The organism is Gracilimonas sediminicola (genome assembly GCF_024320785.1).
GTDB lineage: Bacteria > Bacteroidota > Rhodothermia > Balneolales > Balneolaceae > Gracilimonas > Gracilimonas sediminicola.
Genome location: NZ_JANDBC010000001.1, coordinates 459,078 through 482,649, shown reverse-complemented (window position 1 = coordinate 482,649; position 23,572 = coordinate 459,078). Strand labels below are relative to the sequence as shown.

The window sequence follows — 23,572 nt, the reverse complement described above, 5'->3', positions numbered from 1 at the left end:
TACAACAGAACTTTCAAGCCCCCGCTCATGCATATGAGCGGGGGCTTTTTTATGCCATTTACTAAAAGGGATGTCATAATGAAGTAACTTTGTCATTTCATGGGGAGAGATAGATTGATGGCATACTATTTGCTCTGATCATTACAAACAAAGAAAATTCAAAGTATTAATACTGACTACAAGTAGATGAGCAAAGAAAAGATTTCAGAAGAAGATATCTCGACTCAGGAAGAGGTCGCTGAAGAAGTTCAAGATAATGAAACGGCTTCTGAGGCTGGCAATGAAGAACAAGAATCAGCCAAGAAAGATAAAGATGCGAGAATTGAAGAGCTGGAGCAGGAACTGGCGAACACTAAAGATGGTCTGCTTCGTAAAGCGGCTGAGTTAGAAAACGTTCGCAAGCGTGTACAGCGCGAACGGGTTCAGCTTTTTGAAGAAGCAAAAGCCGGCGCCCTCGAAGACTTCATGCCCATCAGTGACGACCTGTTGCGAACCCTTAAGGCAGCCGAAGAATCAGAAATAGAAGACAGCTTTCTGGAAGGGGTGAAAATGGTTGCCGACAAATTTGAGAAGGTGCTGGAAAAGCACGGCGTTGAACGCATCAACGAGACAGGTGTGCCCTTTGACGTGAACCTACACGATGCCATGATGAAACAACCCGCCCCGAATGAAGAAACCGGAAGTGATGTAGTTCTTCAGGTACTGGACAGTGGCTACAAGATTGGTAATCGTACAATCCGTCATGCTAAAGTTATAGTGAGCGAATAAAACATGTCTACTAAAAGAGATTATTACGAAATATTAGGAGTTGATAAAGGTGCATCGGAGTCGGAGATAAAAAAGGCCTATCGAAAAATGGCCATGAAGTACCACCCCGACCGTAACAAGGGAGATAAAGAAGCTGAGAAGAAATTCAAAGAGGCGTCTGAGGCGTACGAAGTACTCAAAGACTCTGATAAAAGAGCCAGGTATGATCAGTTTGGTCACCAGGGAGTGAATGGAAATGGTGGCTTTGGCGGCGGAGCCGGAGTGGACTTTGACAATATGGGCTTCGAAGATATTTTCAGCCGTTTTGGGGATATCTTTGGTAGCGGATTTTTTGGAGAAGAGGCTTTCGGGGGTGGAGGCCGCAGAGGTCGCTCCCGAAGCAGGAAAGAACCCGGACAACCCGGTTCTGACATGAAGATACGCATGCCGCTTACACTCGAAGAAATTGCTTTTGGAGCCGAGAAGAAGCTCAAAATCAAAAAGCAGATCAAATGTGATGAGTGTAACGGTACCGGTGCAGAAACTAATTCCGACTTTGAAACATGCGGAACCTGTAATGGAATGGGTGAAGTACGGCAGGTAACACGAACCATGCTTGGACAAATGGTGAACGTTCAAGCATGTCCGAATTGTGCAGGTGAAGGTCGCATCATCAAGAGCAAATGTAAGAAATGTAGTGGTGAAGGCCGTGTGAAGGGGGAAGAAACCATTAAGGTGAATATCCCTTCCGGTGTTTCCAATGGAAATTACATCACGCTGCGCGGACAAGGTAATGCCGGTCGTCGTGGTGGCTCAGCCGGGGCGTTAATTGTGCTTATAGAAGAGAAAGAGCACGAGCATTTTGACCGCGATGGGAACAATATCTATTACAACTTAACCCTGAGCGTGCCTGATGCAATTTTGGGAACCGAAGTACAGGTTCCTACACTGAAGGGTAAAGCTAAGCTTAAAATCGATCCCGGAACACAGCCCGGAAAAATGCTGCGTATGCGCGGGCGTGGGATTAAAGGGTTGAATAATTCAGGCGACGGCGATCAGTATGTACGCCTAAATGTGTACATCCCTGAAGAATTGACGGACAAGCAAAAAGAAGCCGTCAAGTCATTTAAAGACGAAGATAATTTTGACCCATCTAACCTGGATGGCAGCGAGAAGAATTTCTTCTCCAAAATGAAGGACATGTTTGGTTAAAACTCACAAAATTTAATTACCGTAGAGACGCAAAATCTTGCGTCTCTACAGGTTTAAATTTTGGGGTACGAATCTATTCAGCAGAAACGGCTGTTCCGCTTACGGAAACCATGAGCATGCTTCCATTGGCTCCGATGGTTTCATAGTCAATATCAATGCCGATAATTGCGTTTGCACCAACGCTGTTGGCTTTCAATTCCATTTCTTCAAAGGCCAGTTTACGTGCTTGCTGCAGTTCTTTTTCGTAAGCACCGGAACGTCCGCCAACGATGTCTCTGATCCCGGCAAAGAAGTCCTTAAAGATATTGGCTCCCAAAATGGCTTCCCCGGTAACAATACCCAGATATTTTTGTACTTCTTTTCTGTCCAGGTGATTGGTGGTGGTCATAATCATGGTAATAGCTCCCTGAGTTAGTTGAATTTAAATGACTTAGTTATGTACTGATCCGGATCAAAAAAGTTACTTCTAAAATTGGATCCGGAGAAAAAAATTAATAAAAAAACCCCCGCTCATATACATGAGCGGGGGCTGAAAATTTCATAACCCGAAGTATTAGTTGCGGGGTTTGGCTTCATTCACCTTTACAGGGCGACCGTCAATTTCGGCACCGTCAAGTTGTTCGATAGCGGCTTCAGCTTCAGCTTTATTATCCATCTCAACAAATCCAAAACCTTTTGAACGGCCTGAACCTCTGTCGGTAATAACTTTGGCTGAACTTACTTCACCATATGCTTCGAAAACTTCTTTGAGTTGGTCGCTGGAAACATCATAACTAAGGTTTCCTATATAAATATTCATAGTATCAAAATGTGGTTAAAAATTATCGGATATAGGAGAAATCAGAGCTAAAATCTGAATGAATTCAAAAGTCTAAGTATCAACGTAAATCCATTCTAAAAGTACGTTATTTTAGGCCTTTCACAAAGGATTACGGCGGAATAATTTTATACAGAAATTAAATTGCTACCAGTTATTCTCATAAAAATTCTGAAGCACATACCACGCCTGTTTCTTTTCTCCCGCATTGGAAAGCAATCCTTTGCGGTTCCAGCCGTCTTGAATTTTGGCTAAATGACGCCGGGGAGATCGAAAATCAACCAATATCCAGGGTGATATACCCGCAATGTTTGGGATTTCCTTAATCATTTCCAGATTCTTTTCATAGGTATCGGCTTGGTATTCTTCAGTCCATCTTGTTAGGGAATCGCCATGAAACCCTTTCTTGGCTCCGGCTCCGAATTCAGAAATAATGACCGGTTTGTCGTAAGGAATCTTAAAACTGATTTCCTGAGTCTTGGAGGGAAGTCCATCATACCAACCGATATACTGATTAAAGCTTACCAAGTCTACATAGTCAGTGAGCTTATCTTCGACCATTTTTATATTGGGCTGGCCGGCTTTGCTATGTATTTCCATAGCTGCGCTTAATAAACGGGTTTGATCAATAGAGCGGGCAGTTTCAGAGAGTTTACGCAAAAACTCATTTCGGGCATCACTTGGTGGTGTTTCGTTTGCTAGCGACCAAATGATAGTTGCTGCACTATTCTTGTCCCGATTAATCATAGCAGTGAGCTGGGCCTCTGCATTTTGATAGGTTTCCTCATTGTCCCATTGAATGGTCCAATACACCGGCACTTCCTCCCATACCAAAAGTCCCATTTCGTTAGCCATTTCAATCATATGTTCATTGTGAGGGTAATGTGCCAGCCGTACATAATTGCAGCCCAGCTCTTTTGCCCACCCAAGTAACAACTCAGCATCTTGCTTTGAATATGCACGCCCAATGCGATAAGGGTTTTCTTCATGGATAGAGATCCCTTTCAGATAGATCTTATTACCGTTCAGTAAAATACTCCCTCCATCAGTTTTTATAGTTCTGAAACCAATTTGATCACTCAAGATTTCATCTCTATAAGATAGTTTAACTGTGTATAACTTCGGATTATCTGGAGACCAATAGCTGATATCTGAGTCTATAATGGAGAAATCTACCCGGCCTTTTTCATTTATTGAAAAGCGTTTGTTGATATCTAACTCAGGTATATTCAGGGTAAGTTTGGATCGAAGGTTATTTCCATTCAGTTGTATGAATCCAGTAATTTCTTTAGGATTTCGTGGATTGAGCTGGATCATATAATCTGCTATAAACGTGGGCTTCTCTTCAAAAAGAAGAACATCGCGGGTAATGCCTCCGTAATTCCACCAGTCAGTATTAAGTGTGGGCACATCTACTGCATGTCGGTTGTTGTTTACCATTAGCACAAGGGAGTTTTCTTCTTCCAGAAGGTTAGTGACTTCAAACTGAAATGGGGTGAACCCCCCTTTATGTACACCCAATTTTTCTCCATTCAGATACACATGTGCTTCATAATTAACAGCTCCGAAATGAATAAAAACACGGTTCTCTGCTGCTTCTTTTGAATAGCTGAAGGTCTTCCGGTACCAAACAGAACCTTCATAGTATTCGAACTTTTCCTCCTGATGATTCCAATCTCCCGGAACTTTGATTTCAGGAGAGTTATCCCAATCGTACTCAAGGAGGTCCGATTTATTAGTGGGTTTAGCATCCATGAAATACCCGGCCCATGAAGGGTTTTCCTGCTTGTCAAAAGGCTCATATCGGTAGTTATAGAAACCATTTTCGTAAGGATCTATGATATACTTCCAAGAACCATTTAATGAAGTTGTATCTCTTTCATGAACATTCATAATGAGAAGAGATTGAGCCTTGGCAGGCAAGGCTGAAATGGCTACCAGAAGGAATATGATGAACTTCATTTCTTGATCGATTAAAAGTTAATTATAAAGTATGCTCGTTAATGTTCATCCTTAGAAGAATGGTAATTAGATATAGTGACAGGCTGCTTTTTAAGGACCAGGATCAGGATAAATATCCTTGTAAATAAATATATCTACTTTAAATTATCCGTCTTCTTCATCGACTCTTCGGCCATTTCCTTGTGATAAGCTTCCAGCTTTTGGCCCAGAGCCTTGTCATTCATTCCCAACATGCGGGCGGCAAGGAGTCCGGCATTTTTCGCTTTCCCAATGGCTACCGTAGCTACCGGAATGCCGTTTGGCATTTGAACGATGGAGTAGAGACTATCCACACCGCCGAGCGCGGTCGTCTTAACGGGAACACCAATTACAGGTAGTGTAGTATGGCTGGCAAGCATTCCGGGAAGGTGAGCGGCACCACCTGCACCTGCTATAATGACTTTAATTCCCCGACTCCGGGCCTCTTTGCCATAATCAGCCATTATATCGGGTGTACGGTGAGCAGAAACCACGCGCTTTTCGTAAGGCACGCCAAAGTGATCCAGGATTTCAGTGGCTTCTTTCATGGTGGGCCAGTCGCTGTCGCTGCCCATTACTACTCCGACGATTGGATTACTCATTGCTTGTTTATTCGATTTCGGGTTTCAATAAAGATGCTGAAACAAGTTCAGCATGACAAGGTAAAATTACGCTCAGTTCAGTTTCTTAAGTTCTACTATAGTCTGAACTCTTTTCCGTACGCTTTCTTTAAAATCAGTGTCTGCTTCAACTGAACATGATGAAACGGTCGTTGCATAACTAAGAATATATTCCATGTTCATATCATCTGTATTTTTTAAAAACTGAATCAAAAATACTCCCGGTTGTAATGTAAAACCGTGTTTCTGTAGGTATAAAATATCATGCTCTTCCTGAATCTCATCTTCTGTCAACTCAGCACACATAGAGCGTATTCCAAATTCGATATTAGAAAGAGTGTCTCTGGGAAGGGAAGAATAGTCTAACGTACCCGACTTATCTAATACTTCTTCGGCATGTACAAACACGGCTTCTGAATCAGCAATGAATCCACCTAAAGAGACTTTGAATGGATGTTCGTTAAAGGTAGGGTAGTGGGTGACGGGTTCAGCAATTCGAAACCCATTGGGTTTTGTTAACTCAAACTTGAGGGCATGGTTTGAAATTATTTTATCGCCATTTATTTCCAAAAAGTGAGGTTGGGCTTCCTTACAGGAGAACGCGATCATTCCAGAAAAAAGCAGAGCGAGAAATAGTTTCATATTTCAATACTTTTTGTAAGCTCGATGGCCCGTTGATGAGTCTCCTCTAAATCATCCCCAAGCAAAGTATAATGTGCCATCTTCCGGCCAACTTTGCTATCTACCTTTCCATATACGTGAAGGTGCCCGTTTTCTTCCGCTAAGGCTTCTTTAATATGATCGGTTTCGGCCGGACGTTTATGTGTGCCCAGCAAGTTGATCATGGCAACGGCCGGTTTATTCAATCGGCTTGAACCGAGGGGAAGTCCGAGAACCGCCCGAACATGATTTTCGAATTGGGAGGCCACGGTTCCTTCAATGGTGTAATGACCGGAATTGTGAGGCCGGGGTGCGGATTCATTCAGGATCAGAGAGCCTTCTTTTGTCAGGAAAAACTCGTAGGCGAAAATCCCCTTGCCGTCAATAGCTTCAGTGGCTTTCACGGCCAGTTCCTGGGCCATTTCCCGAACAATATTCTCTACAGGGGCCGGTGATAAAACGGCCACACAGATATGATCTTTCTGAACTGTTTCGCAGCAGGGATAAACAACCGTACCGGTTTCGTTTCGGGCTACCTGAACGGCCAGTTCTTTTGTGAAATCCACAAAGGCTTCGGCTAAAATGTCTTGTCCTTTGTCGCCGCCCAGGTTTGAGAATGCTTCTTGAGCCTCTTCCATATTGTTCACGGTTTCATTTCCATATCCGTCATATCCCCCTTTGGAAGACTTCAGCATATACGGCCAGCCATGATCTTCCCCAAACTGTTCCAGGTCCGATTCATTTCTGACCAGCTTATATGGAGTTACCGGAATTCCCGCAGCTTCGAAGGTTTGCTTTTCAATCAGCTTGTTTTCAATCAAGGCAAAGCTTTCCGGAGAGGGATAGATCGGAGTGCCGCTTTTCTCCTGTACTTTTTTCAGGATATCTGAACTGATAAATTCATTTTCCAGAGTGATGACATCACATTCTTTGGCAAATTTCACCATGTCATCAACAGAGTCAAACGAACCGGAGGTGGAATAAGGAGTCATAAACTGAACAGGCTCATTCTCAGTCCGGTCCGAAAAAACGGCAACCTGAATACCAAACCGAAAGGCTTCAAGAGAACTCATCCGGGCCAGCTGACCGGCACCTAAAAATCCAAGCTTAAGATTGGCGGGTATAGAAGTACGGGGCATAGCAGGGTTTTTCTTTTAAGGTAAGGATGATTGGGGAGTGAATCTATTTATAGAAGTAAAGCTTTTCATAAAACCGGTATTAATACTGATTCTTAATCCTTAATTTCAGGGCTGAAATAATATCAGCTCTACAATGGATATAGAAGAAAAGCTAAAGCAAATTAAATCAAGGTTCGAAGAAGTGAATGCGGCAATGAGTGACCCGGCCGTGTTCGATGATCCTGATAAATATACTGAGCTCACCAAAGAACGCAGCGATCTGGAAGAACTGGTTCAGGATTACGATACCTGGAAAGACCTTAAAAACCGGCAGGAAGGCAACAAAGAACTCATTGAGATGAATGAGGATGCCGAGATTACGGAGATGGCTCGCGAAGAAAATGCTGAGATCAAGAAGGAGTTAGCAGAGCTGGAAGAGGAAATCAAAATGAAGCTGATTCCTAAAGACCCTGAAGATTCCAAGAATGCCATTATTGAAGTGAGAGCGGGAACCGGCGGTGATGAAGCCGCTATTTTTGCCGGAGATTTGTTTGAAATGTATCGTCGTTATGCCGACAAACAGGGCTGGAAGATGAGTATCATGAGTATCGCTCATTCCGAGAAAGGCGGATACAAGGAAATTGTATTTCAGCTGGAAGGAGAAGAAGTGTTTGGTAAGATGAAGTACGAAAGCGGGGTTCATCGTGTACAACGGGTACCTGAAACCGAAAGCCAGGGAAGGGTTCATACCTCGGCTGCAACGGTAGCTGTACTTCCGGAAGTTGAAGAAGTGGATATCCATATCAATCCAGCCGATATCCGTGTGGATACATTTCGGGCGAGTGGAGCCGGTGGGCAGCACGTAAATAAAACAGATTCTGCTATACGTTTGACCCACGAACCGTCCGGCATTGTAGTGGAATGTCAGGAAGAGCGTTCTCAGCATCAAAACAAAGAAAAAGCCATGACCATGCTTCGGGCTAAGATGTATGATATTGAGCTGGAGGAAAAGCAGAAGGAGAGAGCTGCTGAGCGAAAAAGTCAGGTTTCTACGGGCGACCGTTCCGCTAAAATCCGTACCTATAATTTCCCTCAGGGTCGGTTTACGGATCACCGCATCAATCTTACGCTTTATGATTTAGATAACATCATGAAAGGCGGCATCGATGAAGCGATTGAAGCACTCCGGGTTCAGGATAACCTTGAGAAACTGAATGCACTGGCAGAGGATTAATTCCGACTGCTGATACTACTTAGTACTTTCCAGTGCTCTTCACTCAAGGCATTGATATCAAACACGGAAATTCCTATAGCCCCGCCTGCCTTGGCTTTTTGAACAGCTGTTTGCAATTCCTCAGGATTCAGTGCCGGAATGTAAAGTCCGGCCACGATGTCAAAACGGTCGTGGGCTTCACGAACACCCTGTTCGGTTGAAAACTGAATCCACTCCAGGTTTTGGCGATAAAAGTTTTGGTACAGCATGGGGAGGGCGAAATCAAGATCCCAGCTGGCCCAGTCTTGCCGAACCATCTGCCGGCTCATTTCCGGAAATGGAAATACAGCAGCTGTAAGCATCTTGTCTTCATTATGTACAATTTCGGCAATCTCATTCACCAGGCTGGTTACGGCGTTCAGTCTAAACTGCAGCCATTCCATACTCAACTCGGGATGCTCCATTTGCATTGGATCTACACCAAAGAGCTCTTCAAATTCCCGGCGTGCATTGGGGTGATATCCATAATCATATTCTGGAAACTGCCGGTCCTGAACCAGATCGTATTTAGGCTGAAGATCTGCCCCGAGAATAACATCTACATATCTTACATAGTCGAGATGAACGGAAGTAAGCCCGGGAATTTTAGCGTATTTGGCCATATTGGATTTGATATAATCTCTTGCACCTTCAGAGAAGGGTGAGAGCCACTGGTAGTAATCCACATAAGCTCTGTAATCGTATGAGTTGTCGCCGTTTCTGTTTACAGCGTACCATTCAGGGTGTTGAGCAGCCGTGGTGTCTCCGGGGCGGTTTAGCGTCCATACCCAGGCATGAATGTTTATGTTATAGTTATCGGCGAGATTTACCACCAGCCCGGTCTCTTCGGGGCTGGCAGAAAGAAAAAGATCGGTGAGCCCGTTTGACGAAAAATGATCAAGTTGTGTATGCCACTCTTCTTCGGTTTCTGCGATATCACCTCCGGTCCAGGCGGCAATCATAAAGGAAGTCTCAGGGGGCTTTTCACTACAGCTAAGAAGCAGAAAGGTGTTGGCTATTAAAAAGAGAAGCAGTTTTTTCATGGTGATTTTACAATATATCCGTCTTGATTGATGGTCAGTGAAGTGTTCTCTGAATTAATAACCGAGAGCTCAAATCCCAGTTTGGTTAAATGAACGGAGGCTGAAACAGGCTGTTCATTTACTGAAAAATCAGGTCCGCCTAAATCTTTTATATCGTCGGTAAATGTCCCGTTCGTATTTTTCCAATCCAGTTGATTTCTGTACAATTGGAATAGCAGCTGGTATTCATTCACTAACTTATCTTTTTGGATCTCTTCATCCGGGCTTTCCGCAAAATATAGGTAGCCCCAGTGTTCCGGCCGATGCATATCAACAGCCGATTGTTGAGTCCAGACCCAGTTATTTTCAGGAAGCCGGTTTCCATCGTCATCGGTCTTCTTTTCATAACTTCCATTAACGATTTGATGCTGCCACTGTACCCTCGAAAAGTTGATTCTCCACATGCTTCCGGCTCCGAACTGAGCTCCACGATCGATGGCAGTAACAGGCTTAATGGGGATAGCCATTTCAACACTCCAGCTTTCATCTATATCGGAAGGGTCATTTAATGTGCCGTCGACATCAATCCCAATTTCTGTTCCATTTAGGTCCCAGTGATCTAACACAGGGCCGTTTCTGCGATAGGGACGAGCCAGGAATAAATCCCAAAGTGTGCCCAGAGCATTTACTTCAAACTCGGCATAGTAAGGCTGGAACTGGTTGGGCTTGATAAATATTTCAAAATCATTGTTGTAAAAAATAACCGCATCCCGATCGGTTATATCTCCCCAAACATGCTCCTCCTCCATCTCAGCAAAGAAATAGAGGTACTCCTCATCCCACAGCATTTTAACCTGCGTATCAAAATATGGACTGCGATTAGTATCGCCTTCAATATCAATAAAAGGGTCGGTCCATTGAGCGAGTTCCCAGCTTGCTTCATCAGCCACGCCATCTATGGTAAGTGACTCCGGGCTTTTATGAATGGTATAAGACTTGGGTATAACGAGTTCAAGAGTGTTGGTCTGTGCCTGATTTGAATCACAACCGACGAGCCATAGTGCAGCAAGTAAAAGGGAGATGAAAAATTTCATTCCCGATTATACAAAAATAACGTTCACTCCGAAATTCAGAATCGGAATTGGCAACTTATCGGTCGTTTCAGTGAGGAAAATAAAAAAGCCTGCATCCTTATGGATACAGGCTTTTGCTTAAGTATCTATATGCCGAATACTATTCAGCCTTTGGAGCAGCGGCAAGCAATTCATCACTGGCTTGGTCTTTAAACTGCTCAAAGTTGTGGATGAACATTTCAGCCAGCGTTTTAGCTTTCTGGTCGTAGCCTTCTTTGTCTTTCCAGGTATTTCGAGGGATCAGCACTTCTGAAGGCACTCCGTCAACTGAAGTAGGTATCTGGAATCCGAAAACCGGATCGGTTTCATAATCTACCTTTTCGAGGTTTCCTGCAATGGCTTCGCTCAGCATTTTTCGTGTGTGAGGAAGTTTCATTCGGTGGCCTTCTCCGTATTCTCCGCCGGTCCAGCCGGTGTTGACCAGCCATACGTTTGCGTCGTGCTTACGGATTTTTTCGGCAAGCAACTCGGCATACACAGTAGGGTGTAAGGGCATAAAAGGAGCTCCGAAACATGCTGAGAATGTGGCCTGAGGCTCTGTAACTCCACGCTCAGTACCGGCTACTTTAGCAGTATATCCACTGATAAAGTGGTACATAGCCTGATCCGGTGTCAGTTTGGAGATAGGAGGGAGTACACCGAAAGCATCACAAGTTAAAAAGATGATATTCTCCGGATGACCGCCTTTGCCAGTTTCGCTTGCGTTTGGAATATAATGAAGCGGGTAAGAACAACGGGTGTTTTGAGTAAGGCTAACATCATCAAAGTCAGGTTCGCGATTTTCATCCAGCACCACATTCTCCAGGATGGTTCCCGGCATCTTGGTGGTTGCATGAATCAGCGGTTCATTTTCTTTGGAAAGATTGATGGTTTTGGCATAGCAACCGCCTTCAAAGTTGAAGGTGCCTTCATCGCTCCAACCATGCTCGTCATCACCGATCAGCGTCTTGTCGGGATCAGCAGAGAGCGTTGTTTTCCCGGTTCCTGAAAGGCCGAAGAATACAGCTGTTTTGCCATTTTCATCATGGTTGGCTGAGCAGTGCATAGCCATTACGCCTTTTTTGGGAAGCAGGTAATTCATTACAGAGAAAATACCTTTCTTCACCTCTCCGGAATAAAGCGTACCACCAATAAGGATAATTTTCTTGTCAAAGTTGCACAGTATAAATGTGCTGGTACGTGTACCATCTTTGTCGGGATTGGCTTTAAGGTGTGGAGCAGCCAATACCGTAAATTCAGGCTCATGATTCTCCAGTTCTTCAGCAGTAGGGCGGATAAACATGTTATGTGCAAAAAGCCCGTGATAAGCGGCTTCACTTACAACGCGTACGTTCAGTCTGTTCTTTTCATCAGCACCGCAAAACAGGTCTTTCACAAAAAGGTCTTTGTCTTGCAGGTAGTTAACGGCTTTTTCGTACAGGTTATCAAAAACATCTTCTGAAATTGGCTGGTTTACATCGCCCCAGTCAATGTCATCGTGGATAGATGGTTGATCTACAATGAATTTATCCATTGGAGAGCGCCCGGTGAACTCACCGGTTAAAACCCTAAGGGCATAGTCTTTGGTGAGAACAGCTTCTTTTCGGAGAATAGCCTGTTCATAAAGTTCGGTAGGTGAGAGGTTCCAAAACACATTTTCGTTGTCACCCAATCCAAGGTAATCAAGGCTTTTTACGGAGTTTGGCTGGGTTGTTGTATCTACACTCATATCACTTTTTGTGGTTCAATTTTATAAGGCTCAAAGGTAAGGAGAAGTGCTTTTAATGTTAACCAATTACCATAAAAAAAAGATAAACGAAAACATTTACGATATTCTGTGGAAGCGCTTTTCTAAGTTATGCTTCAATATTTATTCTCCTAAAAATGATTAATAAGAATTGAAAATAGATGATTATTTAAAGTAAAGAAAATGAATTATCAGAGATTTTTTTTGGTGATGAGCTGAATCAGAGAAAAACCTGGTACTAAGAGTAAATGGTTAAATCAGGAATCCGGCTGTTTTTGATCAGAGTTGGTTTTCTGTTTGTGTTAATAGTTTCTGAATACCTTCATGATTGGATAGCACTTCAAGACTGTCAATTCGGGAGTGAATATGATTTAAAGTGGCTTTCGCTTTTTCATGATGGCTTAAGGATAGATGCGAATCTGCCATATTAATATGGCATTTAACAGATCTGATTTTATACTCATCATAATAAAGAGGGTAGAAAAGGTCAGCACATTGCTGAAAATACTCCAGGGCTTCCCGATGCCTGCCGGATCTCTTATAATGGATACCCATCGCTTCATATAGTTTGGCATATAAAGCAGAATCGGCCGTGTTGTCATTTTTATAGATCCGGAGGGATCGATCAAAATAATCATCTGCAACGTTGTACTCTCCTAAAGCTGACGCCGCCCGGGCATATCCTTTGTAAACACCTCCCATATAGGGATGTTCAGGCCCATAACTATCGGTATAAACCTCAATTGCTTCCGTATAATACTTGCGTGCTTGATTATAGTTTCCGAGGCTGTGGTTAATACCACCTAAATGGCTTTTGGACATCGCTACATAAGGATGATCCGGCCCAAATATTTTTTCATCAATCCTCATGGTTTTTACAAACAGGGAATCAGCAGTTTCAAAATTACTCAGTGTTTTTTCAAGAACCGCTAAATTGGTAAGTGTGGCTGTATATTTTGGATGCCCCTTTTCACCATACACTTGTTCTTTAATCTCCAGTGACCGCTCAAAATAATTCCGGGCCTGTTTATATTCGGCCCGGGTCATCAGGTACAACCCCAAATCACCCAAAACGCTGGCAGTCACAATATCAGATTCTCCATGAAATGCTTCGCTGACATCAAGAGCCTTAAGCATCAGGGAATCCCCTTTTTCATGCTGATCGCCTCTATGATAGCCTCTGGCAACACTTCGCAGTTCATTAACCAGCATGGCCGAATCTATCTTTGATTGACGCTGTGTTACTGACAATGCCTCTTTGAAGTAATTTTGTGAAGTCTCATAGTTTCCCAAATTTTCTTCAGCAGCGCCAAGGTGACTATAGAGTTTTGCATAAATCTTATCTGAAGCCTGGAGCCGATTATTGAGTATGTTCTTTGCTTTATTTAACTCCGTTTTACCCATTTGATATTTTCCAAGGTCTAATTGAATACCGCCCAGCTTTATATAACCTTGGGCTGTCTGTATCGATTGTGAACCAAAGTGCTTGTTACTTATTTCAAGGCTTTTGTTTGTGAGCTCCAGTGCTTTATCAAATTGGGTGATATTTTGATATATCGTTGCAAGTGTAAGCAAGAGCTCTGTTTTTACAGAAGGATCAATATTCTGAGCGAGAATTTTATTGGTACCCGCTTCAAGCAAAACCGACAGAGATGGGGTGTTATCATCGCTGTTAGAGATAGGATCATTAGCCTCAAAAATATCAATAAGCAAATCCTTAACGCTCTCTGCCTTTTCTGCCTCAAGTGTTGCCTGGTTCCGCTCTTCAGATAATTGCCAGGTAAAAACCCCAACCATTGTTACAATAACCATCAAAAAAGCAGATCCAATACCGACATTCTTTTTATTTCGTTTTAAAAACTTTTTTACCCGGTAGGTTTTTGTATTTCTGTGGGCAGAGACGGGTAGATTAGCCTCGTAGTTCTCAAGGTCTTCCAGAAAATGATTCACCGTCCGGTATCGATAGTCTGATTCTTTTCGGATGGCTTTCAGAATGATGGCATCAAGATCTCCGGTGAGCTGCTTCTTTAAGAAGGTTTTACCGGCAGCATCGCTTGGTTTGGCGGGGTTATTCTTCAAAATAGCCTGCTCTGCTTCGTACCGGGTCAGGTTATCCAGGTTAAATGGAAATGTATGGGTAAGCAGGTAATAGAGCAGAATACCAAGAGCATAGGTGTCGGTAGCTGTGGTTATATTCGACTGAAGGATCTGTTCAGGAGCCGCATACTTGGGTGTCAATAACCGTGGTCCTTCTTTTGTGAGGGTGTCGTCAACGTCATCACCTAACATTTTGGAAATACCAAAGTCCAGAATTTTAACGTCACCATCGGTAGTAACCAGGATATTTTCGGGCTTCAGGTCACGATGGATAACCAGATTTTCATGGGCATAACGTACACCTTTCAAAACATCCTTAAAGAGATCAATTTGTTGTGAAAATGTGCAGTTGTTTTGAATACAATACTCATCTATGGGTATGCCATCCACGAACTCCATGATGATGTATGGAGACCCATCAGCGGTTACTCCGCCATCAAAGAATTGAGCAATATGGGGATGATTCAGTTTGGCAAGTACTTGTTGTTCTCTTCTGAACCGCTCGATGACTGAAGCTTCAGTCCGCCTCCTGTTTAATATTTTAATGGCAACCTGATGCGAAATATCGTCCTCATCTCTTTCAGCACGATACACGTGTCCCATTCCCCCGAAACCGATCTCCTCAATGATTGTATAAGCACCAATTCTGGTTCCTTCTAACGAGCGGCCAACCGATAGGTCAGAAATATCGCTGGTAAGTTCTTTGAAAAGTTCGGATTTGTACTCTTCAGGATGTTCCAACCAGCCTTCCGATTCAGTGATAGAAGACAGTAAAAGAGTTACTTCCTTTTTAAGACTTTCGTTACCTCTGCATCTTTCTCTTATATATTCTTTTCTCTTTTCGATGGGCAGCTCTAAAACTTCATCGATGATGTTCTCAACTGTTTGCCAGTTATACTTGTCCATAAAAGTAGCTGCTTTATTGCAGGCTTAACAAAAGTTCTTATTTACAGTGACTTACGAAAAGCTGGTTCCAAAACGCTCATTTCTAAACATCGAATTTTCCCTTTAACTCTTTATAGAGCCACCCCCTTGCTTTCATCCAGTCTCTTTTAACGGTGCTTTTAGAGATGTTGAGTGCCTCAGCGGTATCCTCAATGGTCATTTCCCCGAAGAACCTCATTTCCACCACTTTGGCTAATCGCTCGTTAAGCTTTTCGAGCTCATTAAGTGCATCATCAATATCAATAAGTTCTTTGGCTTTCTTCTTTTGCCTACTGAAGATTTCATCGATGTACGTCAGGTCCTTATTCTTCCCGCCTCTTTTTTGGGCGTGTTTTTTACGGGCATGATCAATCAAAATTTGGCGCATGCATTTGGAAGCGATTGCCAAAAAATGGCTTTTATCCGAAAAGTTGATCGTAGTTTGATCAATCATTTTCAAATAAGCCTCATGAACCAATTCCGTTTTTGATAAGGTGTGATCGGCCCGCTGATGCTTCATATGCCGATAGGCGAGCCCCCTCAGTTCATCATATATAAGAGGATAAAGCTTTTCATAAACTTCATTTTCTCCCGATTTAAGCCGAACTAAAAGCTGGGTTACTTGTTCTTTTTTCATCCGATCTGACTGATGCTAATAATTTATGTCGGTTGCAGGGGTAAACGGTATATAATCAATGTAATGTTTGAATTCAATTTCAGAACAATGCTGCTGTTATACTAAAAGGGGCTGTTGGCCGAAGAATGGAGAAAAATCAGCGCATTTGAAAAATAACACATCAAAATGAGCCAATTGTAATCAGTATTTCGAATATGATAGTAAGGAGCGATATCATCGGCTTTACAAACTTGGGGTTTTCGGGGCTCAGAATGAAAGGAAGGCAGTTTGCCTTCCTTTTTTTTATGCATTCTAATTGGCCGGTACTTTCCATAGTTTATCTCTTCACCTTTAAACAAAGAATCGATTAGTGGATCATTCAAAACTTGTGATGCCCGCGGAATGGTCCCGGCATTCAGCTACACAGCTACACTGGCCTTCAAACCAAAACACCTGGCCCGGGGAACGACTGGAACGTGTGGAGGAAGTGTATTGCAGAATCATCGAGGAACTCCATTTTTTTGAACCGATTCATTTGTTTGTGGAAAACCTGGAAATCCGCAACCGGGTGATGCAAAAACTATCGGGCAAAGCCGTGGATCTGGATCGGGTAATCATTCATCAGCAAAAGATAAATGATGTATGGGCCAGGGACTGCGGACCGGTTTTTGTGCAGCATGAATCCGGTAATTTTGTGATCACCGACTGGGATTATAATGCATGGGGAGAAAAGTCCCCGCATTGGGAAGATGACAATGCAGTTCCGGCTTTTATTGCACAAAAATTTGGGGTGAACCGTATTGAACCCGGCATGATTTTAGAGGGTGGCTCTATCGATGTTAATGGCGAAGGTGCGCTGCTTACTACAGAAGCTGTGCTGTTGGATGGGAATCGGAACCCGGATCTATCCAAAGAAGAGATTGAAGAATGTTTACGAATTTATCTTGGGGCAGACCAAATTATTTGGTTGAAAAGGGGGTTGGCCGGGGCTGATACCGGCGGAAAAATAGACAACATCACCCGATGGCTGAATAAAGATACCGTTGTTACTATGGTTTGTGAGGATAAGGAAGACGTAAATTATGATGCGCTTCAGGAGAATCTGGAAATTCTCAATCAAGTTGAGTTGAAAGGGGGAAAGAAACTGAATATTGAAACGCTGCCTCTTCCTCAAAACAGAACGGTGGGTACTACCAAAAATGGTTCAGAGTATGTTCCGGGCAGTTACGCCAATTTCTATATTGCCAATGGGGCTGTATTACTTCCACTACTGGATAAAAAACGGGATGATCTGGCCATAAGTCTTCTCCAGAAATACTTTCCCGGGCGCAAAGTAATTGGCATAGCATGTGCAGATCTGTTGACGGGAAAAGGGTCCATCCACAGTATCACACAACAATGGTACGGGATAAACTAATCAGTCATTAGACGTTAGATTCTCGTCACCGTTGGAAATGCGGGTTGGGGTTTTCTCTGCTGAGATAATCACGCGTGCCGCTTTGGCAATTGCCCGGATGGTATTAGTAACATGGGGAATATCCAACGTGCTAAATTCATCCGATACCCTGTGATAATCCTGATCCACGTCGATAGGTGTTGTGCTGATGGTGTGAGCGGGTACTCCCAATCTTGCAAGGGTGGCATTATCAGAACGGTAAAACAGGTTTTGATTGGGATAAGGATCGGGGTAGAATACAAAGTTAGAATCGGAAACGCTGTTTTGCAGAATTTCGCCAAAAGTGGATTTTTCGAAACCGGTAATCCAGGCCGAATTTGCCCCGTCAACGTCCGGTTTACCAATCATTTCTATGTTAAACATGGCAACAATTTCATCGGGATTCATCTGCCGGGAAAAATACTTAGAACCGTATCCACCCACTTCTTCGCCGGTAAAAGCTACAAAATAAAGGGTTCTTTCCGGCGTAGGCATTTTTTGAAAATAACGAGCCAGTTCTATGACGGCTGAAACACCGGAGGCATTGTCGTTAGCGCCGTTGGCAATGGAGTCTTCATCCACTGGTGAAACCACACCAATATGATCATAATGAGCGGAGAAAAGAACAATTTCATTTTTACGCTTCCCTTCAATTTTCCCGATAACATTCGCAAGCTGCTGACTTTTAACGGTATTCTGCAGGGTTATATCATAATTGTTAACCCGTCCGTCAAAGAACACAAAGATGTCGTTAGGTTTTGAACCAAGCTCAAACGTCCGGTTCGACCGGCTGAAATAGGTGCGGTATTTATGAAATAACTTTTCGTGTTCCTCATCAACGATAATTACAGACGATTCATCATCAGAAGAGTATTCACTGAATTTATCCCGGTAGTCGTCCTTTGCTGAAATATAATGGATCGTGGAATTGTCGGCCGTCCAGTTAACGGTTTCTGCATTGGTAAGGCCGAAGTAATGCTGATCTCCCAACTCCCGGTTATTTATTGAAACCGAAGCCTGACTGGGTTTCAGTGAATAAATTGAAAATTCCTGCCGGAAATTATTATTACCGGGAAGGGTAGAGAGGCCAATATCTTGATATTCGGTAGATATGAAATCGGCGGCTTTTTCGATGCCATTCCCAAAGGCATGCCGGCCTTTCATTTGGTCAGAGCTCAACGTTTCTATGATGCGGGAAACATTGCGTTCCGTGACCTGAGGCTGTGGGGTGCACGCAGAAATCAGAAAACCGAAAATTATGGCAAAGAATACGGGTAAAGCTGGAATTTGATCCATGCTAATCTTTAAGGGTTACATTTAAATTACGTTCAATTTTAAGCAACCTTTTGATCTCTATTTGAAAAAAAATGATACATCAGCGTAAAGCTCTGTAAAATCATGAAAACCATTTTCTCAGCGATGCATCTACCATATTCTTAGATATGGGTTTAGATATAAAGTCGTTCATACCGGCTTTGAGGCATCGTTCACGATCTTCGAAGAACGCATTTGCCGTCATGGCTATAATAATCGGTTGATTCCTTTGAGGCAGGGTTTCTCTTATTTGCAAAGTAGCTTCAATACCATCCATTACGGGCATTTCCATGTCCATGAATACCAGGTCATAGCTTTTGGTGTTGAGCAGTTCTAACGCCTCTTTACCGTTGGTTGCAATGTCTGGGTGTAGATCACTTTTATTCAGGATGCTGGTAACAACTTTTTGATTCATCAAATTATCTTCAACCACTAATATTCTGAGCTCAGTTAAATCGGTCTCTTTATTTTGATCGGCTGATTTGATTACGTCTTCTTGCTGATCATGCTTCGGTGGCTTGGTTTCTTTAGCTTCGATGGTAAAGTAAAAGGTGGTTCCTTTACCGGCTTCACTCTCAAACCAGATATCGCCGCCCAATGCTTCTACCAATTTTTTACTGATTACCAGTCCCAATCCGGTTCCTCCGTGCTTCCTGGTACGGCTGGAATCTACCTGCGTAAAGCTTCTGAAAAGCCGATGGGCATCCTTTTTAGAGATGCCGGTACCTGTATCTGATATTTTGAACAACAGATTGCCATGTTTTTGCGAAGATTCCATGGGGCGAATAAGAATCGAAATCTTGCCTTCGGAAGTGAACTTAATAGCATTTCCGATCAGGTTAATCAGGATTTGTTTGAGCTGCGTTTGATCCGTTAAAACCCAGGCGGGGAGGTCTTCACTAATTTCCAGAGAAACCGGAAGATTCTTTCCGGAAGAAAGTGGCGAGAGCATGTTCAGAATTTCACCGGTAGCCTTGCGGAGGTTAACGGGTTGGAAATCAGATTTTATGCCGGCAGATTCAAGCTTAGAGTAATCCAGAATGTTATTAATGATTTCGAGCAGGTTTTCCCCACTTTGTTTGATGTTTTGGGCAAATTCTTGCTTTTCCTGTTCCGATTTTGATTCAAGGAGCAAGTCAGAAAGGCCGATTACGGCATTAAGCGGCGTTCTGATTTCATGACTCATCGTAGATAGAAACTGACTTTTTGCTCTGGCAGCTTCTTCGGCTTTTATCCTCGCACGGCTTAGGGAATTTGTGAACCGGTAGGAAAGAATCAGAGATTGCAAAAAGAAGAAGGAGAAAAATCCGACAAAATTCAGCAACAGGCTTTCTTGAAGGATGGTCAGATACTCCAATAGGTTGTGCATGAAAACAGTAAACACTATGACTACACTGGCAAGGGCAAACCAGGCCCCCTCTCTTTTCTTAAATGCTGCTTTAATGTAAACCCAGGTAATGTAAGCCAGTGCTACCGGAATAGATGCAAAAAACAGGTTAAGTATGGCGGTGAAATAAAATGGAGGGAAGAAAATAGTCACAAAAGAGAAGGCCCCGAAAATTCCCGTAAAAACATAGATAAACGTCCTCGAAGCTTCCTGAGGGTATAATTTATGGACAAAAATGCAAAACAAGGCCGCTGTAAAATACAATGAAAAGTACTCTGCCTTTATAGTAAGTATCCATGGGAGGTCAGGGAAGAGGTAATGCAAGGGATAAAGCCCGGTTCCAAAAATTCGGTAACTGAATAAGAAACAGACAAAGGCGAAATAGAACATGGGCAGTTCGTGGCGGCCGAATAGATAAAGACCCATAAAGAACAGGCCGATCATAAAAAGGCAACCGGTTAAAAGAAGGGTATAGCCTATTTCAATAGTGCGTTCGCGCTCAAGAAATTCTTCCATTCCCAGTTTAATGGGTAATCGAATTCCACCTTTGCTGTGCCTGAAGTTGGACACATGCAGAACTACCTGAAGTGTGTCTGACTGAAGATGGTCTATGGATACGGTACGGGGCAGCCAAAAAGGAGTGTAGGCTTCCCGGTTAGTTGCTACCTGTCCGTTTTGGGAAATCTCCTCGCCATTGATATATAAAGTATAAGCGGTGTAAAGATCAGGTATGCTGATGGCCAGCGAAGGGTGATCATTCGGTTTAATGATCCGGACCGCATAGGTTGCATATCCGTAAGAGGAAAGCTCAGGGTCCTCATTCCATAAATGGGGAAAATCTACAAGAGGTGCGGCAGAGTCTGTGTTAATCTGATCAGGAGGGATAAGATCACGCCAGTAAAAAAACCACTCACCATCTAATTCAACAACCTTCTGTTGCTGGAAATCAATGTCGGATAAATCAATCACCCCTTTTACAGCCAGGGGCTGGCTGATGGATGGTGTACTACTCAATAATATCAGACTCCAAATACAGGCTATGCTGTAATAAAGCTTGTGTCTTTGTTGCATTACTAACCCGACGTATTATTCAGTCAGAATGTATGCAAATGAAAGTCTTTTTAATATTAGAACTTAAACGGCTGTGGTTGGCTGCCATTCAAAACCGGGGTCTCCGAATTTTTTCAACGTACGGTAATGAGAAGCCACAGCCTGGCGAAAAGTAGGATGGTGATTGTAAGGAATGCCGAATTCTTTGGCTGTATCCTCTACGATATAACTAATCTGAGGGTAGTGGATGCTGCATACCTTTGGGAAAAGATGGTGCTCAATCTGGAAATTCAATCCTCCTATAAACCAGGATAGTGGTTTGTTCTCACGGGCAAAGTTATTGGTAGTAATCATTTCATGGATAGCCCAGTGGTTTTCAATTACGTTGTCTTCATTGGGCTCGGGGTGCATGGTTTCTTCCACCACATGCGCAAGCTGGAAAATGACACCCAAGATAAATCCGGCGGTGAGGTGCAGACTCATAAACCCGATTAACCAGTGGTACCAAGTAATATCCAATAACAGCAATGGTAAAGCTATGGTATAGCCGTAGTACAAAATTTTTGTTACTATCAAGGTGACCCATTCAGAAATCGGGTGCTGTTTGTTTTCGTAAGGGCCCAGCGGACTTTTAAAGAAATACCAGTAATCTTTTACAAAAACCCAGAAAAATGTGGCAAAACTGTAGGCGAAAAAAGCCAGAATATGCTGAAGCCGATGAACAGGCTTATGCTCAGAATGCGGGGAAAGCCGAATGAAGGCGGCTACTTCAAGATCTTCATCGTGTCCGTGAATGTTAGTATAGGTATGGTGAATGATATTGTGGGTGATCTTCCAGATGTACCCGTTGGCGCCCATCAGGTCAAAAGTAAGTCCCAGTAGATAATTGATGGTTCTGTTGGATGAATAAGCTCCGTGAAGGGCATCATGAGCTACGGAAAATCCAATACCGGCCATGCCCACGCCCATGGCAATACACATAACCCACATAAACCCAAGCGAGAATTGTCCTGAAATGAGGAGGGCATATGCTCCAAAATAAAGAGAAAGCAGCGCAACGGTTTTGATCACCATAGACGCATTCGCATGTTGAGATAAGTTGTTCTCTTTAAAGTATTGATCCACCCGCTTTTTTACCGTACGGCTGAATTCTTTGTCTATTTTATTGTTGAACGTAACTTTTTCTACACTCACAAAGCCATTGGTTTGTTAATCATTGCCATTCACCAAAATACGTATAATTGGATCAAAATCACTTATTGCCGGATATTATCTTCAACCCGCGTGTGGAAAGTCGCTGAACCAGTAATTCACCCAATGCTGAAACGGGAGTTTTAAATCCTGATTTTGTCTTTAGCTTATCGGTGTTTTTGGCCAAACATAAAGCCGATTCACATAAAAAGAACACCGTCGATTTATTACCGGGGTCGCCGGGGTAACTCATATTCAGTGAAGCTTTTTGTCCATCTTGGTCTTCTGCAACAGCCAGCAATTTAAAGTAGCCATTCTCGATTTGTTCTTCAGAAGGACCTTCGCCCGGTGCCGGCATTATTTTTCGAAGCAGATTTCTGAACAACTCAAAAGGCCCTAAGAGGGTAATAGAAAGCACAATAATTGATACCACAAAAAAAGGAACAGGATTAAACCATTGCCCCAGGGATGAATGTTCGCTATAGGAAATGCTCTCCGCATATGGAGCACCTTGCTCTTTCATCAGCTCTGCTGTTTTATACACTACTTTGGAATTGATGGCCCCCATAATGAACGGTGCAGACCATCGGCTGATTGCTGAGTTGAAACCAAAAAACTGTGCATCTTCGGGTTTGTGAATGTTCTGTTCAGTGTTTTGGCTAAGCAACAGGGTGGGGGTATTCATCTTTTTATATTCACCGGTCTCAAACTTATTCAGCATGGTAGCGATAGTGCCGCCGTTAAATCCCCCACTGATTGAGTAATAACTGTTGATGCTCAGCTTTTCCGGTTGGTCAAACTCATTTTGAAGCAGAAAAGCGGCAATATCGGCCGGTACGGAATCAAATCCGGAAAAAGGAATCAGAAGGGCTCCCGATTCCCTGGCCATTTCTCCATATGTATCAGCCATCTGTTTTATGAAGCCGACTTCACCCGTGATATCCAGGTAGTGAGTACCGAATTTGGCGCAGGCTGCAATTACGTTTTCCCCATACAGAGAAAACGGACCGGCCGTAGTTATGACGATCTTTGTTTTTTGGACGACTTCTTCGACCCGCTCTTTGTCTAAGTTGTTAACAATAAAGCATTGGTTTTCAGGGAGGTCCAGTTTTTTAGCAAGTGCAGAAACTTTATCCGGATTTCGGGCGGCTATTCCCCAGTTGAAATCTTCAGGGGCATGTTTTTTAAGGTAACGGGCTGCTCGCCTTCCGGTAAACCCGGTAGCTCCAATAAGGATGAGATCAAAAGATGTATCAGGCATAATGCATAAA

The 23,572-nt window shown here is 43.2% G+C and carries 19 protein-coding genes; 4 read left to right on the top strand and 15 right to left on the bottom strand.

Annotation, left to right across the window (positions count from 1 at the left end; all coding sequences use genetic code 11):
- Positions 1 to 186: 186 nt before the first annotated feature.
- Positions 187 to 768, top strand: coding sequence for a nucleotide exchange factor GrpE (locus NM125_RS02300; RefSeq protein WP_255132462.1), 582 nt, complete (start codon positions 187 to 189; stop codon positions 766 to 768).
- A gap of 3 nt (positions 769 to 771) precedes the next feature.
- A complete protein-coding gene (gene dnaJ, locus NM125_RS02295; RefSeq protein WP_255132460.1) occupies positions 772 to 1,959 on the top strand; it encodes a molecular chaperone DnaJ in 1,188 nt (395 codons plus the stop codon).
- A gap of 73 nt (positions 1,960 to 2,032) precedes the next feature.
- Here dnaJ and NM125_RS02290 read toward each other — a convergent pair whose 3' ends face one another.
- The 6 genes from NM125_RS02290 to NM125_RS02265 all read right to left on the bottom strand — a co-directional run bounded on the left by NM125_RS02290 (position 2,033) and on the right by NM125_RS02265 (position 7,175).
- Positions 2,033 to 2,353 (bottom strand): heavy metal-binding domain-containing protein, encoded by a 321-nt coding sequence (locus NM125_RS02290; RefSeq protein ID WP_255132458.1) that lies wholly within the window; start codon positions 2,351 to 2,353, stop codon positions 2,033 to 2,035.
- Between the two features lie 159 nt (positions 2,354 to 2,512).
- Positions 2,513 to 2,758 (bottom strand): RNA-binding regulator, encoded by a 246-nt coding sequence (gene rbp / locus NM125_RS02285; RefSeq protein WP_255132456.1) that lies wholly within the window; start codon positions 2,756 to 2,758, stop codon positions 2,513 to 2,515.
- 165 nt (positions 2,759 to 2,923) lie between these two features.
- Complete coding sequence (locus NM125_RS02280; protein WP_255132455.1) at positions 2,924 to 4,738, bottom strand: glycoside hydrolase family 2 protein; 1,815 nt, start codon at positions 4,736 to 4,738, stop codon at positions 2,924 to 2,926.
- 134 nt (positions 4,739 to 4,872) lie between these two features.
- Positions 4,873 to 5,358 carry a 5-(carboxyamino)imidazole ribonucleotide mutase gene (gene purE / locus NM125_RS02275; RefSeq protein WP_255132452.1) on the bottom strand — a complete coding sequence of 162 codons (486 nt, stop codon included), beginning with the start codon at positions 5,356 to 5,358 and terminating at the stop codon, positions 4,873 to 4,875.
- A gap of 72 nt (positions 5,359 to 5,430) precedes the next feature.
- Positions 5,431 to 6,018, bottom strand: coding sequence for a hypothetical protein (locus NM125_RS02270; protein WP_255132450.1), 588 nt, complete (start codon positions 6,016 to 6,018; stop codon positions 5,431 to 5,433).
- Positions 6,015 to 7,175, bottom strand: a complete 1,161-nt coding sequence (locus tag NM125_RS02265) for a 5-(carboxyamino)imidazole ribonucleotide synthase (RefSeq protein ID WP_255132448.1) — start codon at positions 7,173 to 7,175, stop codon at positions 6,015 to 6,017. Before NM125_RS02265 ends, NM125_RS02270 begins: the two co-directional genes overlap by 4 nt.
- A 139-nt stretch (positions 7,176 to 7,314) precedes the next feature.
- Here NM125_RS02265 and prfA point away from each other — a divergent pair, with 139 nt between their 5' ends.
- The gene (gene prfA / locus NM125_RS02260; RefSeq protein WP_349294176.1) at positions 7,315 to 8,388 is read left to right on the top strand and encodes a peptide chain release factor 1; all 1,074 of its coding nucleotides are present in this window, start codon (positions 7,315 to 7,317) and stop codon (positions 8,386 to 8,388) included.
- On the opposite strand, the gene NM125_RS02255 is transcribed toward prfA, so the two are convergent.
- From NM125_RS02255 to NM125_RS02235, 5 genes are all read right to left on the bottom strand, one after another.
- Positions 8,385 to 9,449: a family 10 glycosylhydrolase gene (locus NM125_RS02255; RefSeq protein ID WP_255132427.1), complete on the bottom strand. Its 1,065-nt coding sequence runs from the start codon at positions 9,447 to 9,449 to the stop codon at positions 8,385 to 8,387. The genes prfA and NM125_RS02255 overlap by 4 nt on opposite strands.
- Positions 9,446 to 10,522 (bottom strand): carbohydrate-binding family 9-like protein, encoded by a 1,077-nt coding sequence (locus NM125_RS02250; RefSeq protein WP_255132426.1) that lies wholly within the window; start codon positions 10,520 to 10,522, stop codon positions 9,446 to 9,448. Before NM125_RS02250 ends, NM125_RS02255 begins: the two co-directional genes overlap by 4 nt.
- 139 nt (positions 10,523 to 10,661) lie before the next feature.
- Positions 10,662 to 12,269, bottom strand: a complete 1,608-nt coding sequence (locus tag NM125_RS02245) for a phosphoenolpyruvate carboxykinase (protein WP_255132424.1) — start codon at positions 12,267 to 12,269, stop codon at positions 10,662 to 10,664.
- Positions 12,270 to 12,566: 297 nt separating this feature from the next.
- A complete protein-coding gene (locus NM125_RS02240) occupies positions 12,567 to 15,290 on the bottom strand; it encodes a serine/threonine-protein kinase (protein ID WP_255132422.1) in 2,724 nt (907 codons plus the stop codon).
- Between the two features lie 82 nt (positions 15,291 to 15,372).
- The gene (locus NM125_RS02235; protein ID WP_255132420.1) at positions 15,373 to 15,945 is read right to left on the bottom strand and encodes a sigma-70 family RNA polymerase sigma factor; all 573 of its coding nucleotides are present in this window, start codon (positions 15,943 to 15,945) and stop codon (positions 15,373 to 15,375) included.
- A gap of 349 nt (positions 15,946 to 16,294) precedes the next feature.
- Here NM125_RS02235 and NM125_RS02230 point away from each other — a divergent pair, with 349 nt between their 5' ends.
- A complete protein-coding gene (locus NM125_RS02230; RefSeq protein WP_255132419.1) occupies positions 16,295 to 17,341 on the top strand; it encodes an agmatine deiminase family protein in 1,047 nt (348 codons plus the stop codon).
- Here the strand turns inward: NM125_RS02230 and NM125_RS02225 are convergent, their stop codons facing one another.
- The 4 genes from NM125_RS02225 to NM125_RS02210 form a co-directional block, all read right to left on the bottom strand.
- A complete protein-coding gene (locus NM125_RS02225; protein WP_255132417.1) occupies positions 17,342 to 18,655 on the bottom strand; it encodes a M20/M25/M40 family metallo-hydrolase in 1,314 nt (437 codons plus the stop codon). It abuts the gene before it with no gap.
- Between the two features lie 100 nt (positions 18,656 to 18,755).
- The gene (locus NM125_RS02220) at positions 18,756 to 21,074 is read right to left on the bottom strand and encodes an ATP-binding protein (RefSeq protein ID WP_255132416.1); all 2,319 of its coding nucleotides are present in this window, start codon (positions 21,072 to 21,074) and stop codon (positions 18,756 to 18,758) included.
- Positions 21,075 to 21,194: 120 nt separating this feature from the next.
- Positions 21,195 to 22,304 (bottom strand): fatty acid desaturase family protein, encoded by a 1,110-nt coding sequence (locus NM125_RS02215; protein ID WP_255132414.1) that lies wholly within the window; start codon positions 22,302 to 22,304, stop codon positions 21,195 to 21,197.
- 58 nt (positions 22,305 to 22,362) lie between these two features.
- Positions 22,363 to 23,562 (bottom strand): saccharopine dehydrogenase family protein, encoded by a 1,200-nt coding sequence (locus NM125_RS02210; RefSeq protein WP_255132412.1) that lies wholly within the window; start codon positions 23,560 to 23,562, stop codon positions 22,363 to 22,365.
- Positions 23,563 to 23,572: the final 10 nt, after the last annotated feature.